Genomic DNA, 15,023 nt, shown 5'->3' with positions numbered 1-15,023 from the left:
CGTGCGATGTGACGGGCTGGAGGATTCAGACGACGGGATGCGCGCGGAACCACTGCGCGAGGCGGGCGTTGCCCTCGTCCATGCTCACGCGCGGCGTCCACTGCAGCATCTCGCGCGTGCGGCGCTGGTCGAACCAGTGCGCGGTGGACATCTGCTCGGCGAGGAACTCGGTCATCGGCGGCTCGTCGTGGCCCGGGCGCTTCTCCCACACCCGCTCGATGAGCCGTCCGGCGAGGCGGGCCACGCTGCCGGGGACGCGCAGGGTCGGGGCGGGCACGCCCGCGGCCTCGCACCAGCCGGCGAAGACGTCGCGGACGGTCCGCGGCTCGCCGTTGGAGATCACGAAGCTCTGCCCGTGCACGTCCGCGATCCGGTCGTGCGCGGCGACGATCGCGTCGGCGGCGTTGGTGACGTAGGTGGTGTCGATCAGGGCCATGCCCTCGTCCAGCAGCGGCAGGCGGCCGTTCGCGGCGCGGTCGACGATCCGCCCGACGAGCTGGGTGTCCCCCGGCCCCCACACGATGTGGGGACGGATCGAGGTCACGGAGATCCCGTCGTTCCCGTCGGCGTCCATCGCGAGCAGCTCGGCGGCCGCCTTGGTGCGGGCGTAGGGGCCGCGGGCCCGCTCCGGATCGGCGGGGGTCGCGTCAAGGCCCACGATCGCGCGTCCCAGGTGCGCGGCCGACGGGGTGGAGACGTTCACGAGAGTGCCGCCGCCGTTCGCGCGCAGCGCGTCGAGCACGTTCTCCGTGCCGCCGATGTTGATCGCCCGGTACTCGCTCTCGGGGCCGGAGATCGACACCTTCGCGGCGAGATGGACGACCGCGTCCGCGCCCTGCACGGCGCGGCGCACGTCGTCGGCCTCGGTGAGGGAGCCGCAGACGTCCTCGACGCCGTCGATCCCGGCGGGACGGCGCTGGAAGGCGCGGACCGTGGCGCCGCGGTCGCGCAGGGCGGTCGCGACGGCACCGCCGAGCATGCCGGAGGCGCCGGTGACCAGGACGGTCGGGGCGCTCACAGAGCCTCCGCCCGCTCGCCCCGCAGGGTCTGCTCGGACCAGCGCGACAGCGCGGCACGGTCGATCTTCGAGTTGTGGCGGATGTCGGTGGGCAGCGCCCGGGTCTCGAACACGGCGACGACCTCGACGCCGGCGCGCTCGCGCACGGCACGGCGCACGGCCTCGGAGAGGGAGGGGGCGGCGGGCTTCGGGCGCGCTGCCTTCCCGGGCCGGTGGCCGTCCTCGGTCTCGAGGATCACGACGACCTGCTGGGTGCCGCGGGGACCGACGACGGCGGCGCCGGCGCGGCGCACGGTCGGCACCGCCTCGGCGGCGTCCTCGACTTGGACGGGGGTGAACAGCCCGTCGGCCGTGGCCAGGACGTGCGCGGCACGGCCCTCGACCCACAGCCGTCCGGCCGTATCGAGGTGGCCGACGTCGCCGGTGGCGTGCCAGCCCTCGAAGCGCATGGAGGTGTGCGTGGTGCCCCAGAGCATGAGGTAGCGGTCGCGCACGTGCGGGGCGCGCACGAGGATCTCGCCGGTCACGCCGGCCTCCTCCGTGATCTCGCCGGTGGTGCGGCCCTCGTCGTCCATCACCGCGATCGCGATCTCGACCCGGGGCACGGGGGTGCCGACGCAGACGCCGGAGCCGGGGCCGGCCGCTTCGATGCCTTCGAGGTCGATCGCAGCGACGGCCAGGCACTCGGTCATGCCGTAGGGGGTCAGCGCCTTCGCCTCCGGCATGATCTCCGCCAGCCCCTGCAGCAGGTGCGCGGGGATCGGGGCGCCGGCGGAGAAGAAGCTCGCGGCGCCGGCCATCGCAGCGCGACCGGCCTCGTCGAGCTCTCCCGCGGTGTCCAGGATGTTCCGCAGCGCGGCGGGGGCGGTGAACACGGCGGGGCGGCCGAGCGCGCCGATCGCGGCGGCCAGCGCCGGAGCGGTGAGCTCGCCGGGACGGGTGATGTCCATGTCCGGCACCACGGTCGGCGCGCCGAGGGCGGGGCCCAGCAGCGCGAAGGTCGCGAAACCGGCGACCAGGCCTCGCTCGGGGGCGAGGTCGAGGGTGTCGCCGACGGCGGCGAACATGGCGCTGAGCTGGCGATGCGTCATGACCGCGCCCTTGGCGGGGCCGGTCGAGCCGGAGGTGAACAGCACCGCCGCGTCGGCGTCGGGATCCGGGTGGGCCACGTCCAGCGGGGCGCCGAGCTCGCGCTGGAGCGCGCCGGAGCGGGCGAGCTCCGCGATCGACGTCTCCACGCCGAGCGCGGCGCGGTCCACGGTGGGCAGCTGCTCGACGCTGATCCGTCGGCCGGGCCAGCCCATCGCGCGCGCGCCGACGAGGGCCTTCGGGATGCCGATCAGCCAGTCGATGTGGGAGCCGATCACGGCGCGGGTCAGGCCCTGGGTGCCGAGGCCCGCGTCGGCGACCACGGCCACCGCACCGATCCGGAAACAGGCGTAGAGCACGCCGGTGAGGTCGGCGCCGGGGGTGATCAGCAGGCTGACCCGGTCGCCGGGGCGGACACCGTGGCCGAGCAGGCCCGCGGCGATGTCCTCGACGCGGCGGTGCAGCAGCGACCAGGAGATCTCCCGCGTGCCGCCGTCCTCCTCGGCGCCGAGCTCGACCACGGCCGGCCGATGGGCGTGCACCGGATCCGCGGCCAGGCGCGCGATCGGCGCGCCGATCGGGGCGGCCGGCACCTGCTCGGCGGCGTAGGAGGAGACGGGGCGCCGGGCCAGGGCCTCGGTGCGGGGCGTGCCGGCGGTGTCGAAGCTCGCCTCGAGCCACTGGGCGACGAGCCCGGCGACGTCGGCGTCCTCCCACACCAGGTGGGAGGCACCCTCGAAGCGGTGCACGTCCGCATGCGGGACGCGCTGGATCAGGTCGCGCAGGAAGCGGTCCGAGAAGGTGATGTCGCGCGGGCCCCAGGCGAAGAGCGTGGGGACCTGGAGGTGGGTGAGAGCTTCGGCGACCCGGTCGAGGGTGGCGCGGGAGGGGTGGTCCGCGGCGGCGGGGATGTCGGCCACGAACTGGTCGATGCCGCGGCGGCGGGCGCGGGAGCGGTAGGGCGCGTGGTACGCGTCCTGGACGTCCTTCGGCAGCGACGGCTTCGACAGCGACAGGGTGGTGCGCAGGAAGGCGTCGGTCAGCGAGGTCGAGGCGGTGCGGAAGCCGGGGGTGGTCGCGAGCTGCAGCGCCTTCGGCAGCGCCTCCTCGATCCGCTGGTGCACGCCGGTGTTGGTGAGGATCATGCCGACCACGTCGTGGCGGTTGTCCAGCGCCCAGCCGGTCGAGATCAGCCCGCCCCAGTCGTGGCCGACGGTGACGACCGGCCCGTGCAGGGACAGCGCATCGGTCAGCAGGGAGAGGTCGGTGATGCGGTCCTGGTAGCGGCGGGTCACGCCGGTGCGCTCGGAGTAGCCCATCTCGAGCTGGTCCACGGCGACGAGGCGCCAGGGGATGTCCGCGCGCACCAGGGAGCGGAACAGGAAGGACCAGGTGGGGTTGCCGTGGACGGCCAGCAGGGTGCCGCGCGGGGTGATGCCGCGCTCGGCGAGCCAGGGGCCGGAGTCCAGCAGGTGCCACTGGCGCAGCTCGCCGGTGTGGTCGCGCACCTGCTCGGTGCGGTGCAGCACCGGGTCCAGGCCCGGCACGTCGGGTATCCCGGGGGTGCTCTTCACCACTGGACCTCCATCATCGCCGTGTTCAGTCCGGAGCCGACGCCCATCAGCAGCACCCGCTGGCCGCGTTCGATGTCGTCCTGGATGTGCGCGAGGGTCATCGGCACCGCCTCCGCGGCGATGTTCCCCCAGTCCGGGAAGGTGACGGGGATGCGCTCCATCCCCACCCCGGTGATCTTCGAGAAGTTGCGGGTGTAGACCATCGAGACCTGGTGCGGGATGACGTAGTCGACGCCCTTGAAGTCGAGACCGGAATCGTTCGCAGCCTTCCAGGTGTCCACGATCAGGTTGATGCCGTTCTCGAGCAGGCCGTTGGAGTCGGTGCGCATGTCCTCCATGTTCGCCACGCACAGCTCGTGGTGCTCGGTGCCCGAGCGCGCCTGGGTGACCTTCAGCCGGTGCCCCTCGGGGTGCTCGTCGGCCGGGCCCAGCACGGCGGCCGCGGCGCCGGAGCCGAGGGTGAGCGAGGCGAACTGGTTGTTGAAATCGGCGCGGGTCGAGCCCTTGGTGTTCAGGCGCTCGATCGTGCCGCGCTGGACGTCCTCGACGTCCTCCGCGCCGACGATCAGCGCATACTTCACCTGGCCGGAGTCGATCATGCCGGCGGCCATGGTCATCGCGTTGACGAAGCCGAGGCAGGCGTTGGTGATGTCGAAGTTCATGCAGGCCGCCGGCAGGCCGAGCGAGTGATGGATGCCGGTGGAGACCGCGGGCTCGAGGTGACGGCGGGAGACGGAGGCGTTGATGAGCAGCCCCACCTGGTCGCGCATGATCCCGGCCTTGGCCATCGCGCGCTCGGCGGCGAGCACGACGCCCTGCTTCCAGCCGTTCTCGCGGTCGCGCCACCACTTGCGCTCGTAGACGCCCGCGACGCGCTGCAGCACGCCCTTGGGCAGGCGCAGCCGCTTGCGGGCCGGGGCCAGCATCTCGTCGATCTCGTCCGAGGTCACCGTCACCTGCGGCAGAGTCCCCTCGACCGCCAGCAGGCTCGTGTTCGAGTGGACGATCCCTGTGTTGTCGTTCCCCATCTGCCTGCGCTACCTCGTCGTTCGATCAGTTCGTGTGCTTGTCGTCGATGCATGGCGGCCGCGCGGAGCCCGGCACATGCCTCCGCCATCCTCCCACCGGAGCCTGGGGAGTCCCTCAGGGGGTGGCGGATCCCACGTCCCCGTCCTCGAGGTGGTGGCCGAGGTGGTGGCCGAGGTGGTGGCGAGCGAAGGCGAGGGACTGACGCAGCGTGCGCTCGCGCGCGACGGGGTCGCGGCTGGTGGTGACCTCCAGCAGCACCGAGCCCTCCCAGCCGCGGTTGGCGAGGCGCCGCAGCACCTCTGCACAGGGCTGGTTGCCCTCGCCGGGCGGCAGGTGCTCGTCCTTGGTGGTGTTGCCGGACCCGTCGGCGAGGTGGAGGTGGGTGAGCCTGTCGTCGAGCCGCTCGATCATCTCCAGTGCGTCGTCCCCGGCGGTCGCGGCGTGGGAGAGGTCGACCGTGACATGGGCGTAGTCCTCGTCGGTCGGGTCGTGGTCGGGGAGGTAGTTCAGCACCTCGCGCACCCCGAGCCGCCAGGGGTACATGTTCTCGACCGCGATCGCGATGCCGTGCTCGTCCTCGAGGCGGGCGACGCCCTCGACGAAGCCGCGCGCGTACTTCCCCTGCCACCGGAACGGCGGATGGGCGACGATCGTCGGGACGTCCAGCGCCTTCGCGATCTCGATCGTGCGCTCGATCTTCACCCAGGCGTCGCGACCCCACAGCCCCTGCAGGAAGAACAGCGTCGGGGCGTGGAGGGAGAGGATCGGCAGGCCGTAGCGGCGGGAGTACTCAGCCAGCAGGTCCGGGTCCTGGCTGTCGCGCGGATAGGAGACCATCACTTCCATGCCGTCGTAGCCGATCTCGGCGGCGAGACGGAACGCCTCCTCCACCCCCGAGCGGAACACGGAGGAGGTGGACAGGCCCACGGGGATGCGGCGGCGCGGCGACTGCTCGCTGCGCGGATCCCCGGCGGAGAGACGACGGGACAGCGCCTCGCGCGCCCCGCGCTGCGCGCTGTTGGGGCGGGTGAACGGCTTGCGGCCCCCGTTCGTGGACGGGTTCTCCGACTCGCTGTCTCGGCGTGGACTCACGGCACCTCCTGGGCTGTCTCGCGAGGCAAGTATGCACCGTCGCGCGCCCCTAGACTCGTCCGCATGCCGGTCCGAGAACTCACCCCGACGGACGCCCTTGCCTACAGGCTGCTCACCTCCAGCGCCTTCGGCGGGTCCGTCGATCCCGACGATCCCGCCGCCTCCGGTCCCCTCTCCCCGGGTCAGACCGCGGTCGGCATCGACTCGGCGGCGCTGCCGGGAGGAGCCGAGGGGGTGCTCGCCGCGGCCGCGCGGATCCGGCACGACGAGATCTCCCTCGGCGGCGGCCGGGTGCGCTGCGGCGGCGTCGCCGGGCTCGCGGTCCATCCCGCGCATCGCGGCGACGGGCTGTTCGCCGAGCTGCTCGCTGCGGTGCTCGCCCGCTGCGACGAGGAATCGCTGCCGATCTCGATGCTCTATCCCTCGAACCCCGAGATCTACCGCCGCCACGGCTATCAGGTGATCGCGCGCGTCGAGACGCTGGAGGTGCCGCTGGTGGACCTGCAGCGACTGCGGCCCGTGCCCGGCCGGCGCACCGTCCCGGTCACCGCTGCGAGCATGCCGCGCGTGCGCGCCCTGTACGAGGAGCTCACGGCCGGGGACACCGCCATGCTGCGTCGCCAGGGGCCGCTGTTCCCGGACGGGCTCCCCGGTCGTGGCTGGGACGCCGTGCTGCTCGTCGGCGCGGACGGCCTGGATCGCGGCTACGCCTCCTGGACCCGGCGCAGGGGCGAGGGTCCCGGTCTCGAGGTGCACGAGGTGCTGGGGCGGGACCGCGAGGACCTCCGCGCCCTGCTGCGCCTGATCGGCTCCTGGTCGACGGTGACCGAGTCGGTGCGGCTGCGCGTGCGGACGGAGGATCCCGTGCTGGACGTGCTGCCCGGAGGCGGCGCCCGTCCCGCCGGCGGGACGGTGCCGCTGGTGATGATGCGCGTGGTCGACACCGCGGCCCTGCTCGAGGCACGGCCGGCACCGACCGGGCTCTCCGGCACGCTGCGGCTCGAGGTCGCGGACGACACGGTCCCCGCAGGCACCTGCCGTGCCGCGGGGCTCTTCGACGTCCACGTGGCCGACGGGCGCGTCCGCGCCGTCCCGGTCCCGGGGAGCGGAACGACCTCGGCGCAGTCGTCGACCGGGCCGTCTCCCGCCCCCTCGGGCGAGGCGACCGCGGGAGGGGTCCTGCTCGACGTCCACGCGGCCTCGCTGCTGCTCGTCGGCGGCCGCTCCCTCGCCGATGCCCGTCGGCTGGGACTGCGCGCCGAGGCCGACGCGCCCGCCGAGGCGCTGCTCGACGCGCTGCTGGCCGGCCCCCGGCCGAGCGTGCTCGACGCGTTCTGAGCCCGCGCCCCCGCCCCTCCGCGCCCGTCCCTGCGCCCACTCCCCCGACCCACCGCGACCCCGGAGCACCCCACCCATGGCCAAGCTGCACTTCAAGTACGGAGCGATGAACTCCGGGAAGTCCGACACCCTGATCAAGACCGCCTACAACTACGACGAACGAGGGCTGGCGACCCTGACGGTCAAGCCGGCCCTGGACACCAAGGGCGAGGACTGGGTGGTGGCCCGCGGCGGGGCGAGCCGGCGCGTGGACGTGCTCGCCCATCCGGGCGAGGACCTGCGGGAGCGGGTCTCCCGGGCCGCCGACGAGCGGGGCCTGCGGCCGCTGCACTGCGTGCTCGTGGACGAGTCCCAGTTCCTCGAGCCGCTGCAGATCGACCAGCTCTTCCGCATCGCGAAGCAGGACGCGATCTCGGTGATCTGCTACGGGCTGCGCACCGACTTCCGCACCACGACCTTCCCCGGGGCGCAGCGGCTGTTCGAACTCGCGGACAACGTCGAGAAGCTGCCGACGATGTGCCGCTGCGGCGCGCAGGCCGAGTTCAACTGCCGGCGCGTCGGCGAGCGGTTCGTGTTCGAGGGCGACCAGGTCGCGATCGACGAGGAGGCCGGAGGGGCGATGGTCGACGCCGTCACCTACATGTCGCTGTGCGGGAACTGCTTCATGGACGAGCAGCGGCGCGCCGGCGTCACCGTGCTGGGGTGAGGCCGGCGCGCCGCTGCGCGTCGGGGCGGGCCCGTCGGACCCGGGGCCTGCTCAGGAGCTGAGGGGCTTGTCCTCGCCCACCTCGGCGTCGCCGCCGGCGGCCGCGCTGCCGTCGGCAAGGTCCGTGTCGGCGGAGGCGTCCGCGACCTTCGCCGCGTCCTCGTCGAGGGTCGCATCGGAGCTGTTCGAGAGGCGCTCCTTCGCGGCGCCGGCCGCGCCGACCACCGCTCCCTGGGCGGCGGAGGCGACCTCGGGGGCCTTGTCCTTGACGGTCCCGGCGGTGTCCTGCGCGACGCGGGTCGCGGTGTCCTTGGCCTGCGTCGCGCGGCGCTGGACCTCGGGATCGTCGGCGACCTGGCGGGCAGTGCGCTCGAGGGACTCGTAGGGGCCGCGGCCCGCACGGGACCCGATCACGAAGCCGATGCCGAGACCGGCCAGGAAAATGAACTTCTTCATCGATGCCTCCAGTGGCGTCCGGGTGGTGTGTGGTGCGGTGTGCTCCCGCATCGTGTCACAGTCGCCGTGGCGCTCGGAGCGGATCCTGACCGGACGGTCCGCGCGGAGTCGTCCCGGAACCGTCCCGATCCGGTCACAGGATCTCCACGCCTGCGCGCCGCTCGGGCCCGCCGCGGGCCCGCCGAGGACCTACGATCGGGGTGACGGGCGATGGTGCCCGCGCCGACGCCCCCGAGGGTCCGGCGAGATCCGTGATCGAGGAGAAGACCCGCGTTGTCCCCCGTGCCCCAGCCCTCCGACCGCGACGCCCTGCGCACGACCGCCTTCACCGCCGAGGACGTCGCCGCCCAGGTGCGCACCTGGGTGCAGGACGCCGCCGGACGCGAGGTCCCGGCCGCCGCCGGACTCCTCTCCGACCTGCTGCGCGATCCGAAGGGGCTCGACTTCACGCTCGCCTTCGTGGACCGGGTGATCCGCCCCGAGGACCCCCGCGCCGCGGCGGTCGAGCTGCGTCGCCTCGCCCAGGACCCGCCGGCCTTCCTCCCCGCCCCGCTGCGCCGCGTCGTCGGCCTCGGCGGTGCCGCCTCGCGACTGGCGCCCTCGGTCGTGGTGCCCACCGCCCGCGCCGCCATGCGCAGGATGGTCTCCCATCTGATCCTCGATGCCCGGCCCGGACCGCTGACCGCCTCCCTCTCCCGGCTCACGGCCGACGGGACGACGCTGAACATCAACCTGCTCGGCGAGGCCGTGCTCGGCGCACAGGAGGCGGCACGGCGCCTCGCGGGCGTGCACGAGATCGTCTCCCGCCCCGACGTCGACTACGTCTCGATCAAGGTGTCCTCGATCGTGGAGCACCTGCCGCTGTGGGGAGCGGCCGAGACCGTCGACCACGTGGTCGAGACGCTGCTGCCGATCTATCTCGACGCCGCACGCGCCGACTTCCCCACCTTCCTGAACCTCGACATGGAGGAGTACCGGGATCTCGAGCTGACCCTGGAGGTGTTCGAGACGCTCCTGGACCGTCCCGAGCTCGCCCAGCTGCACGCCGGGATCGTGCTGCAGGCCTATCTCCCCGATGCGCCGCGGGCGATGGCGCGGGTGCGCCGCTTCGCCGAGCGCCGGGTCGCGGACGGTGGCGCGCCGGTCAAGGTGCGGCTGGTCAAGGGAGCGAACCTCGCGATGGAGAAGGTCGACGCCTCGGTCCACGGCTGGCCGCAGGCCCCGCTGCCCTCGAAGCTGGAGACCGACGCGCAGTACAAGCGGATGCTGCTCGAGGCGATGGACCCGGGCAGGCTCGAGGCCGTGCACCTCGGCGTCGCCGGGCACAACCTCTTCGACGTCGCCTTCGCCCACCTGCTCATGGCCGAGCGCGGGATCCCCACCGGTCCCGGGCACGGCGTCGAGTTCGAGATGCTCGCGGGCATGGCCCCGGGGCAGCAGGCCGTGGTGCGGGAGGCGACCGGGACGATGCGCCTGTACGTCCCGATCGTCCACCCGCGTCATTTCGACGTGGCCGTCTCCTACCTGGTGCGTCGTCTGGAGGAGAACGCCTCCTCGGAGAACTTCCTCTCCGCAGCCTTCGACCTCGACTCCTCCGAGGAGCTGTTCGCCCGCGAGCAGGACCGGTTCGCCCGCGCCCTCGACCTCGCCCGGAGCGAGGACGCCCCGGACACGCACCGGGTCCAGGACCGTGCGGCGGAGACCGGAACGCGTCTCGAGCTGGGCAGCCTCGCGCTGCCGGCGGTGCCCGGCGCCTTCCACGGCACCCCGGACACCGATCTGTCCACGGCCGGGAACCAGGAGTGGGCCGCCGGCATCACCCATCGCATCCGCGGCTCGGAGCTCGGCGTCGAGGAGGCCCGTGCCGCGCGTCTGACCACGACGGACGAGGTCGAGGCGACGGTGCAGGCGGCGCTCGCGGCGCAGCCGGCCTGGGCCGCGATGCCGGTCGAGAAGCGCGCTCTGGTGCTCCGCCGAGTCGCCGGCACCCTGGCCGCGCACCGCGCCGAGCTGCTGGAGGTGATGGCCTCCGAGACCGGGAAGACCTTCGAGCAGGGCGATCCCGAGGTCAGCGAGGCGATCGACTTCGCGCTCTACTACGCCGAGCAGGCCGAGCGCCTCGCCGCGCGGGGCGACCTCGACCTCGCCGCGCGCGCTCTGACCCTGGTCACCCCGCCGTGGAACTTCCCCGTCGCGATCCCGACCGGCGGGGCTCTCGCCGCGCTGGTGACCGGCAGCGCCGTGATCATGAAGCCGGCCCCGCAGGCACGACGCTGCGGGGCGCTGCTGGGCCGTCTCTTCCACGAGGCCGGGGTGCCGGAGGGCGTGTTCACGCTCGTGGACGTGCCCGAGGACGAGATGGGCCGCTCCCTCATCGCCCATCCCGGCCTCGACCAGCTGATCCTCACCGGCGCCTACGACACCGCCGCCCTGTTCGCGTCCTGGCGCCCCGCTTTGCGGATCCTCGCCGAGACCAGCGGCAAGAACGCGATCATCGTGACCCCGCAGGCGGATCTCGACCTCGCCGCCCGGGACGTGGCGCTGTCGGCCTTCGGCCATGCCGGGCAGAAGTGCTCCGCGGCGAGCCTCGTGATCACCGTCGGCTCCGTCTCCCGCTCCCGCCGCTTCAACGCGCAGCTCGCCGACGCGGTGCTGTCCCTCGAGGTCGGCGAACCCGTCGACCCGACGGTGCGGATGGGGCCGATCATCGAGCCGCCCGGCGAGAAGCTCGCCGCGGGCCTCACAGAGCTCGGGGAGGGCGAGACCTGGCTCGCCGAGCCGCGCCGGCTCGACGAGGAGGGACGGCTGTGGACGCCGGGCGTGCGGATCGGCGTGCGCGAGGGCTCCGCCTTCCACCGCACCGAGTACTTCGGGCCGGTCCTCGGCATCATGCACGCCGACACCCTCGAGGACGCCGTGCGGATGCAGAACGGCACCGACTACGGGCTCACCGCGGGGCTGCACTCCCTCGAGCCCTCCGAGATCGCCTGGTGGACCGAGCACGTCGAGGCGGGGAACCTCTACGTCAACCGGGGCATCACCGGCGCGATCGTGCAGCGACAGCCCTTCGGCGGCTGGAAGCGCTCCGCGATCGGGCAGACCGCGAAGGCGGGCGGCCCGCACTACCTGCTGCACCTGCAGGACCTCGCCGACTCCGCTTCCGTCCCCTCCCGCACCGAGCAGCCGCAGGCCTGGCTCGAGGCGGCGCGCGACTCCGACCGCGCGGAGATCGAGGGGCTGTTCGCCGCGCGCGACGAGCAGGAGGTCCACGGCGAGATCAACCTGCTGCGCCACCTGCCGCTGCCGGTCATGGTCCGCGCGGCCGACGGGACGACGACGGCGGAGCTCGAGCGGGTGCTGCATGCCGCCCGCACCGCCGGCGCCGAGGTCGAGGTCTCGGTCGCCGACGAGGCGCTGCTCCCGACCGCGCGGGCCGGGGACACGCCTGCCTCGGTCGTCCACGAGGACGCGGCGACCTTCGCCGCCCGTCTCGGCCGGCTCGCCCAGCGCCGCGTGCGCGTGATCGGAGAGGTCGACGACGCGCTGCGGGCCGCCAACGCCCAGCGCGTGGAGGTCGCCCTGTTCACCGGCCCCGTGCTCGCCTCGGGTCGCGTCGAGCTGCTGACCTTCCTGCAGGAGCAGGCGATCAGCGCGACGAACCACCGCTACGGGAACCCGCTGCCCCACCCCCTGGACCTCACCGGCGGCAAGGGCTGGGCCACCGGCCCCCGCTGACCGCCCGGGGGCGGGGCCGGCCTGACCCCGTCGGCCGGCCTGTCCCCGCCGGCCCGGCCGCCGCCGCCCGGACGCCGGCACATCGAGTGGCAGGTTTCGATCGGTATCACTGAGCGATACCGGTGGAAACCTGCCACTCGATCTCGTCGGCGGGCCTCCACACCCACCTTTCCGCCGAGGAGCGGCTGGACGCCCGGCTCAGCCCCGCGGCGCGCCGCTCTCCACCCAGCAGCGAGCCGCGCTCAGCCCGGCCGCCACCCGCCCCGCACCAATTCGCGACGCACCTTCGCCACCGCCGGAGCGCAGCCGGCTCGGAGATCCTTCGCCGTCGTACGCAGTTCCACCCACCCCGCATCACGCCGACGATCCCCTCGGTCGATGTCACGGTCCTGCTGCCGACGGTCCAGATGGGACGGGCCTTCGTGCTCGAGCACGAGCTTCCACCGCGGCCAGTGGAGATCCGGCTCTCCGAGCTCGACGACCTCCCCTCCTGCGAGCTCCTGACGTGCCGGTGCATTCGCGAGCGGCTCCGGCAGCCCGGCGGCGACCATCGCAAGACGCAGCGCGGTCTCCGGCGGGGAGTCGCTGGACATCCTCACCTGCGCGATCGCCTCACGTACCCGGCGAGCACCGCGACCACGATGGCCGTCTGCCGCAGCGACGAGCTCGGGGATCGTGGCGTACGGCCGGGACCGTCCCTCGTACTCCTGACGCGGGCTCCGGACCAGGTGGTCACCTATCGCCACCAACGCACCAACGTCGAGGACAGAGCCCAGGCTGAGGAAGGTCCCGACCCGGGACACGAGGCGGACAGCCGGACCGTTCCGCGCCTCGAGGAGCCCCACCGCCTCTGCCTCCATACGACTCCAGCGCACAAGCCGGGTGCCCTGCCGGCGCCTACCGGGTGTAGCCATGTGGACCCGTCTGTCGACGGCACCGCCTCGCGGAGGAAGGATCTCCGAGCCCACGACCACGTGAACCTGCCTGGAAGGTTCGGTCACCGGCATCGAGAAGACGCCGGGCAGGGGCATCCCCCACAGTCGCGCCGCGGTGAGTCCTGCCGCGAAGGCCGTCGGATCGACCCTGCACAGGGCGGCGACGATCTCGCGTTCGGTGACGGTCCGGTCTGCTCTCGCCCAGAGACCTCGGACCAGCGGCCGGAGGTCGCTGCGTGTCAGGCGCGTCGGGTCCACCCCGGCCCCCAGCGCCTCGGTGGTGGAGAAGACGGCGTACCGCAGTGTCTCGGGCAGGGGGCTCGGAGCGCGGGACATCCCGACAGCATCGGAGGTCGTCGCACCGAACCGTCCCAGGCATCCACAACGGCCTGCTCACGGCTCGACGGAGACGTCTCCTCCCCACCACGCCGGCCCGGCGGTGCTCCGGAACTCCGACGCTGAGGGTCGTGCCCCACCCTGTGCGTCCCTGTACACAGATCGAGTGGCAGGCTTCAACCGGTATCGCTCAGTGATACCGGTCGAAACCTGCCACTCGACGTGCCAGCGGACGGGCGCCGGCCCGGTCGGGGCCGACGAGGCGGCTGGTTCGGTGCGAGCCGGCCCGGAGCCGACGGCCCCGGCTCCGGCCGGGGTCAGCCGGCGGCGGGGGTGCCGAGGCGGGCGCCCTCGGGCACCTCGCCGCCCTCCTCGCCGAGCACGGCTTCGCCCACCACGGCGACGTCGGCCCCGAAGGTCCAGTCGCCCTGCACGTCCAGGCTCGTGGCCTCCTTGAGCGAGGGCACGCCCTGCGGGAAGCGGAGCTCGAAGTCCTGGATCAGCTTGTAGGAGCCGGACTCCAGGGACACCGACGGCACGCTCTGAACCTGCTGGACCAGGGCGTTCCGCTCGTCGAGAGCGTAGGCGTCGGAGCGGATCAGGAGCAGGTCGCTGGTGGCCTTCACGGGCAGGAACCGGTCGCGGCCCACGACGATCGCGGTCGCGCCGTCGAACACCTCGATCGCGGCGCCCATCGCGGACTCGATCTGGTAGACGGGCGTGGAAGACTTGTCGGAGGGGTCCACGGTCTTCTCGTTGCGGATCAGCGGCAGCCCCATGACGCCGTCGCGCTCCTTGAGGATCGCGTCGAGCTGCTCGAGGTCCCACCACAGGTTGTTGGTGTGGAAGAACGGGTGGCGGTGCTCGTCGGTGAAGTAGTCCATCTCCTCCGCCGGGGTCTGCGCGGTGTCGCGCAGGATGAGCCGCCCGTCGGACTTGCGGAGGGCGAGGTGGCCGCCCTTGCGGTCCGCGGGGGTGCGGCGGCACAGCTCGGCGGCATACGGCGCGCCGGTGGAGGCGAACCAGGCGGCGAGCACCGGGCTCGGCACGGTGCCGAGGTTGTCGGAGTTCGAGACGGAGGCGTACTTGAAGCCGGCGTCGAGCAGCTGCTGGAGCAGGCCCGAGGTCTGCAGGGCGGTGTAGATGTCGCCGTGGCCGGGCGGGCACCACTCGAGGTCGGGGTCCGCCTCCCACTCGACGGGCGTGAGGTCGTCGGTGCGGAGCTTGGGCTCCTTGTTCTGCAGGAAGTCCAGCGGCAGGTCGCCGACGGGCAGGTCGGGGTACTTCGAGAGCACCTCGAGGGTGTCCTCGCGGGTGCGGAAGGAGTTCATGAAGATCAGCGGCAGGCGCGAGTTCGTGCCGCGGCGGGCGGCGAGTACCTGCTCGACAATGAGGTCCAGGAAGCTCTTCCCGTCCCGCACGGGGAGAAGCGACTTCGCCCGGTCCAGCCCCATGGAGGTGCCGAGGCCGCCGTTGAGGTTGATGATCGCGAGCTTGTCGAAGACCTTCTTCGCCTCGGCCACGTCGATCTTCACGTCGTCGAGGTGGGTGGGGTCCAGGTACGGCTCGATCGTGTCCTCGGGGATCGTGCCGGTCACCCCCTCCTCGAGCTGCCCGTAGTAGTGGGAGAAGACGTCGATCGCGGTCTGCGCGACCCCGGCGTCCTTCATCTTCTGCTGCGCTGCGGCGAGTCCTTCGTTGCTCATGGTCACAGC

The 15,023-nt window shown here is 73.0% G+C and carries 10 protein-coding genes; 3 read left to right on the top strand and 7 right to left on the bottom strand.

The window, feature by feature from the left end:
* Positions 1–25: 25 nt before the first annotated feature.
* From RBL05_RS00890 to RBL05_RS00875, 4 genes are all read right to left on the bottom strand, one after another.
* The gene (locus RBL05_RS00890; RefSeq protein WP_263310116.1) at positions 26–1,018 is read right to left on the bottom strand and encodes an NAD-dependent epimerase/dehydratase family protein; all 993 of its coding nucleotides are present in this window, start codon (positions 1,016–1,018) and stop codon (positions 26–28) included.
* Positions 1,015–3,684, bottom strand: coding sequence for an alpha/beta fold hydrolase (locus RBL05_RS00885; RefSeq protein ID WP_308740944.1), 2,670 nt, complete (start codon positions 3,682–3,684; stop codon positions 1,015–1,017). The genes RBL05_RS00890 and RBL05_RS00885 overlap by 4 nt, the downstream gene beginning before the upstream one ends.
* Positions 3,678–4,709, bottom strand: coding sequence for a 3-oxoacyl-ACP synthase III (locus RBL05_RS00880; protein WP_308740945.1), 1,032 nt, complete (start codon positions 4,707–4,709; stop codon positions 3,678–3,680). The genes RBL05_RS00885 and RBL05_RS00880 overlap by 7 nt, the downstream gene beginning before the upstream one ends.
* A gap of 115 nt (positions 4,710–4,824) precedes the next feature.
* Entirely contained in the window at positions 4,825–5,802 is a 978-nt protein-coding gene (locus tag RBL05_RS00875) for a sugar phosphate isomerase/epimerase family protein (protein WP_308740946.1), read from the bottom strand.
* 63 nt (positions 5,803–5,865) lie between these two features.
* Between RBL05_RS00875 and eis the strand changes: the two genes are divergently transcribed.
* Entirely contained in the window at positions 5,866–7,140 is a 1,275-nt protein-coding gene (eis, locus tag RBL05_RS00870) for an enhanced intracellular survival protein Eis (RefSeq protein ID WP_308740947.1), read from the top strand.
* 76 nt (positions 7,141–7,216) lie between these two features.
* A complete protein-coding gene (locus tag RBL05_RS00865) occupies positions 7,217–7,846 on the top strand; it encodes a thymidine kinase (protein ID WP_308740948.1) in 630 nt (209 codons plus the stop codon).
* A 51-nt stretch (positions 7,847–7,897) separates the two neighbouring features.
* Here RBL05_RS00865 and RBL05_RS00860 read toward each other — a convergent pair whose 3' ends face one another.
* Positions 7,898–8,302: a hypothetical protein gene (locus RBL05_RS00860; protein ID WP_263310122.1), complete on the bottom strand. Its 405-nt coding sequence runs from the start codon at positions 8,300–8,302 to the stop codon at positions 7,898–7,900.
* A 282-nt stretch (positions 8,303–8,584) separates the two neighbouring features.
* Here RBL05_RS00860 and RBL05_RS00855 point away from each other — a divergent pair, with 282 nt between their 5' ends.
* Positions 8,585–12,037, top strand: a complete 3,453-nt coding sequence (locus RBL05_RS00855; protein WP_308741147.1) for a bifunctional proline dehydrogenase/L-glutamate gamma-semialdehyde dehydrogenase — start codon at positions 8,585–8,587, stop codon at positions 12,035–12,037.
* Between the two features lie 242 nt (positions 12,038–12,279).
* Here the strand turns inward: RBL05_RS00855 and RBL05_RS00850 are convergent, their stop codons facing one another.
* Positions 12,280–13,308, bottom strand: a complete 1,029-nt coding sequence (locus RBL05_RS00850; protein ID WP_318603950.1) for a hypothetical protein — start codon at positions 13,306–13,308, stop codon at positions 12,280–12,282.
* A gap of 317 nt (positions 13,309–13,625) precedes the next feature.
* The gene (locus RBL05_RS00845) at positions 13,626–15,014 is read right to left on the bottom strand and encodes a UTP--glucose-1-phosphate uridylyltransferase (RefSeq protein ID WP_308740950.1); all 1,389 of its coding nucleotides are present in this window, start codon (positions 15,012–15,014) and stop codon (positions 13,626–13,628) included.
* Positions 15,015–15,023 lie beyond the last annotated feature (9 nt).

It is taken from the genome of Brachybacterium sp. GU-2 (genome assembly GCF_030866705.2).
GTDB classification, from domain to species: Bacteria; Actinomycetota; Actinomycetes; order Actinomycetales; family Dermabacteraceae; genus Brachybacterium; species Brachybacterium conglomeratum.
The sequence above is the reverse complement of the archived record's forward strand: the minus strand, read 5'-3'. Positions and strand labels throughout refer to the sequence as shown.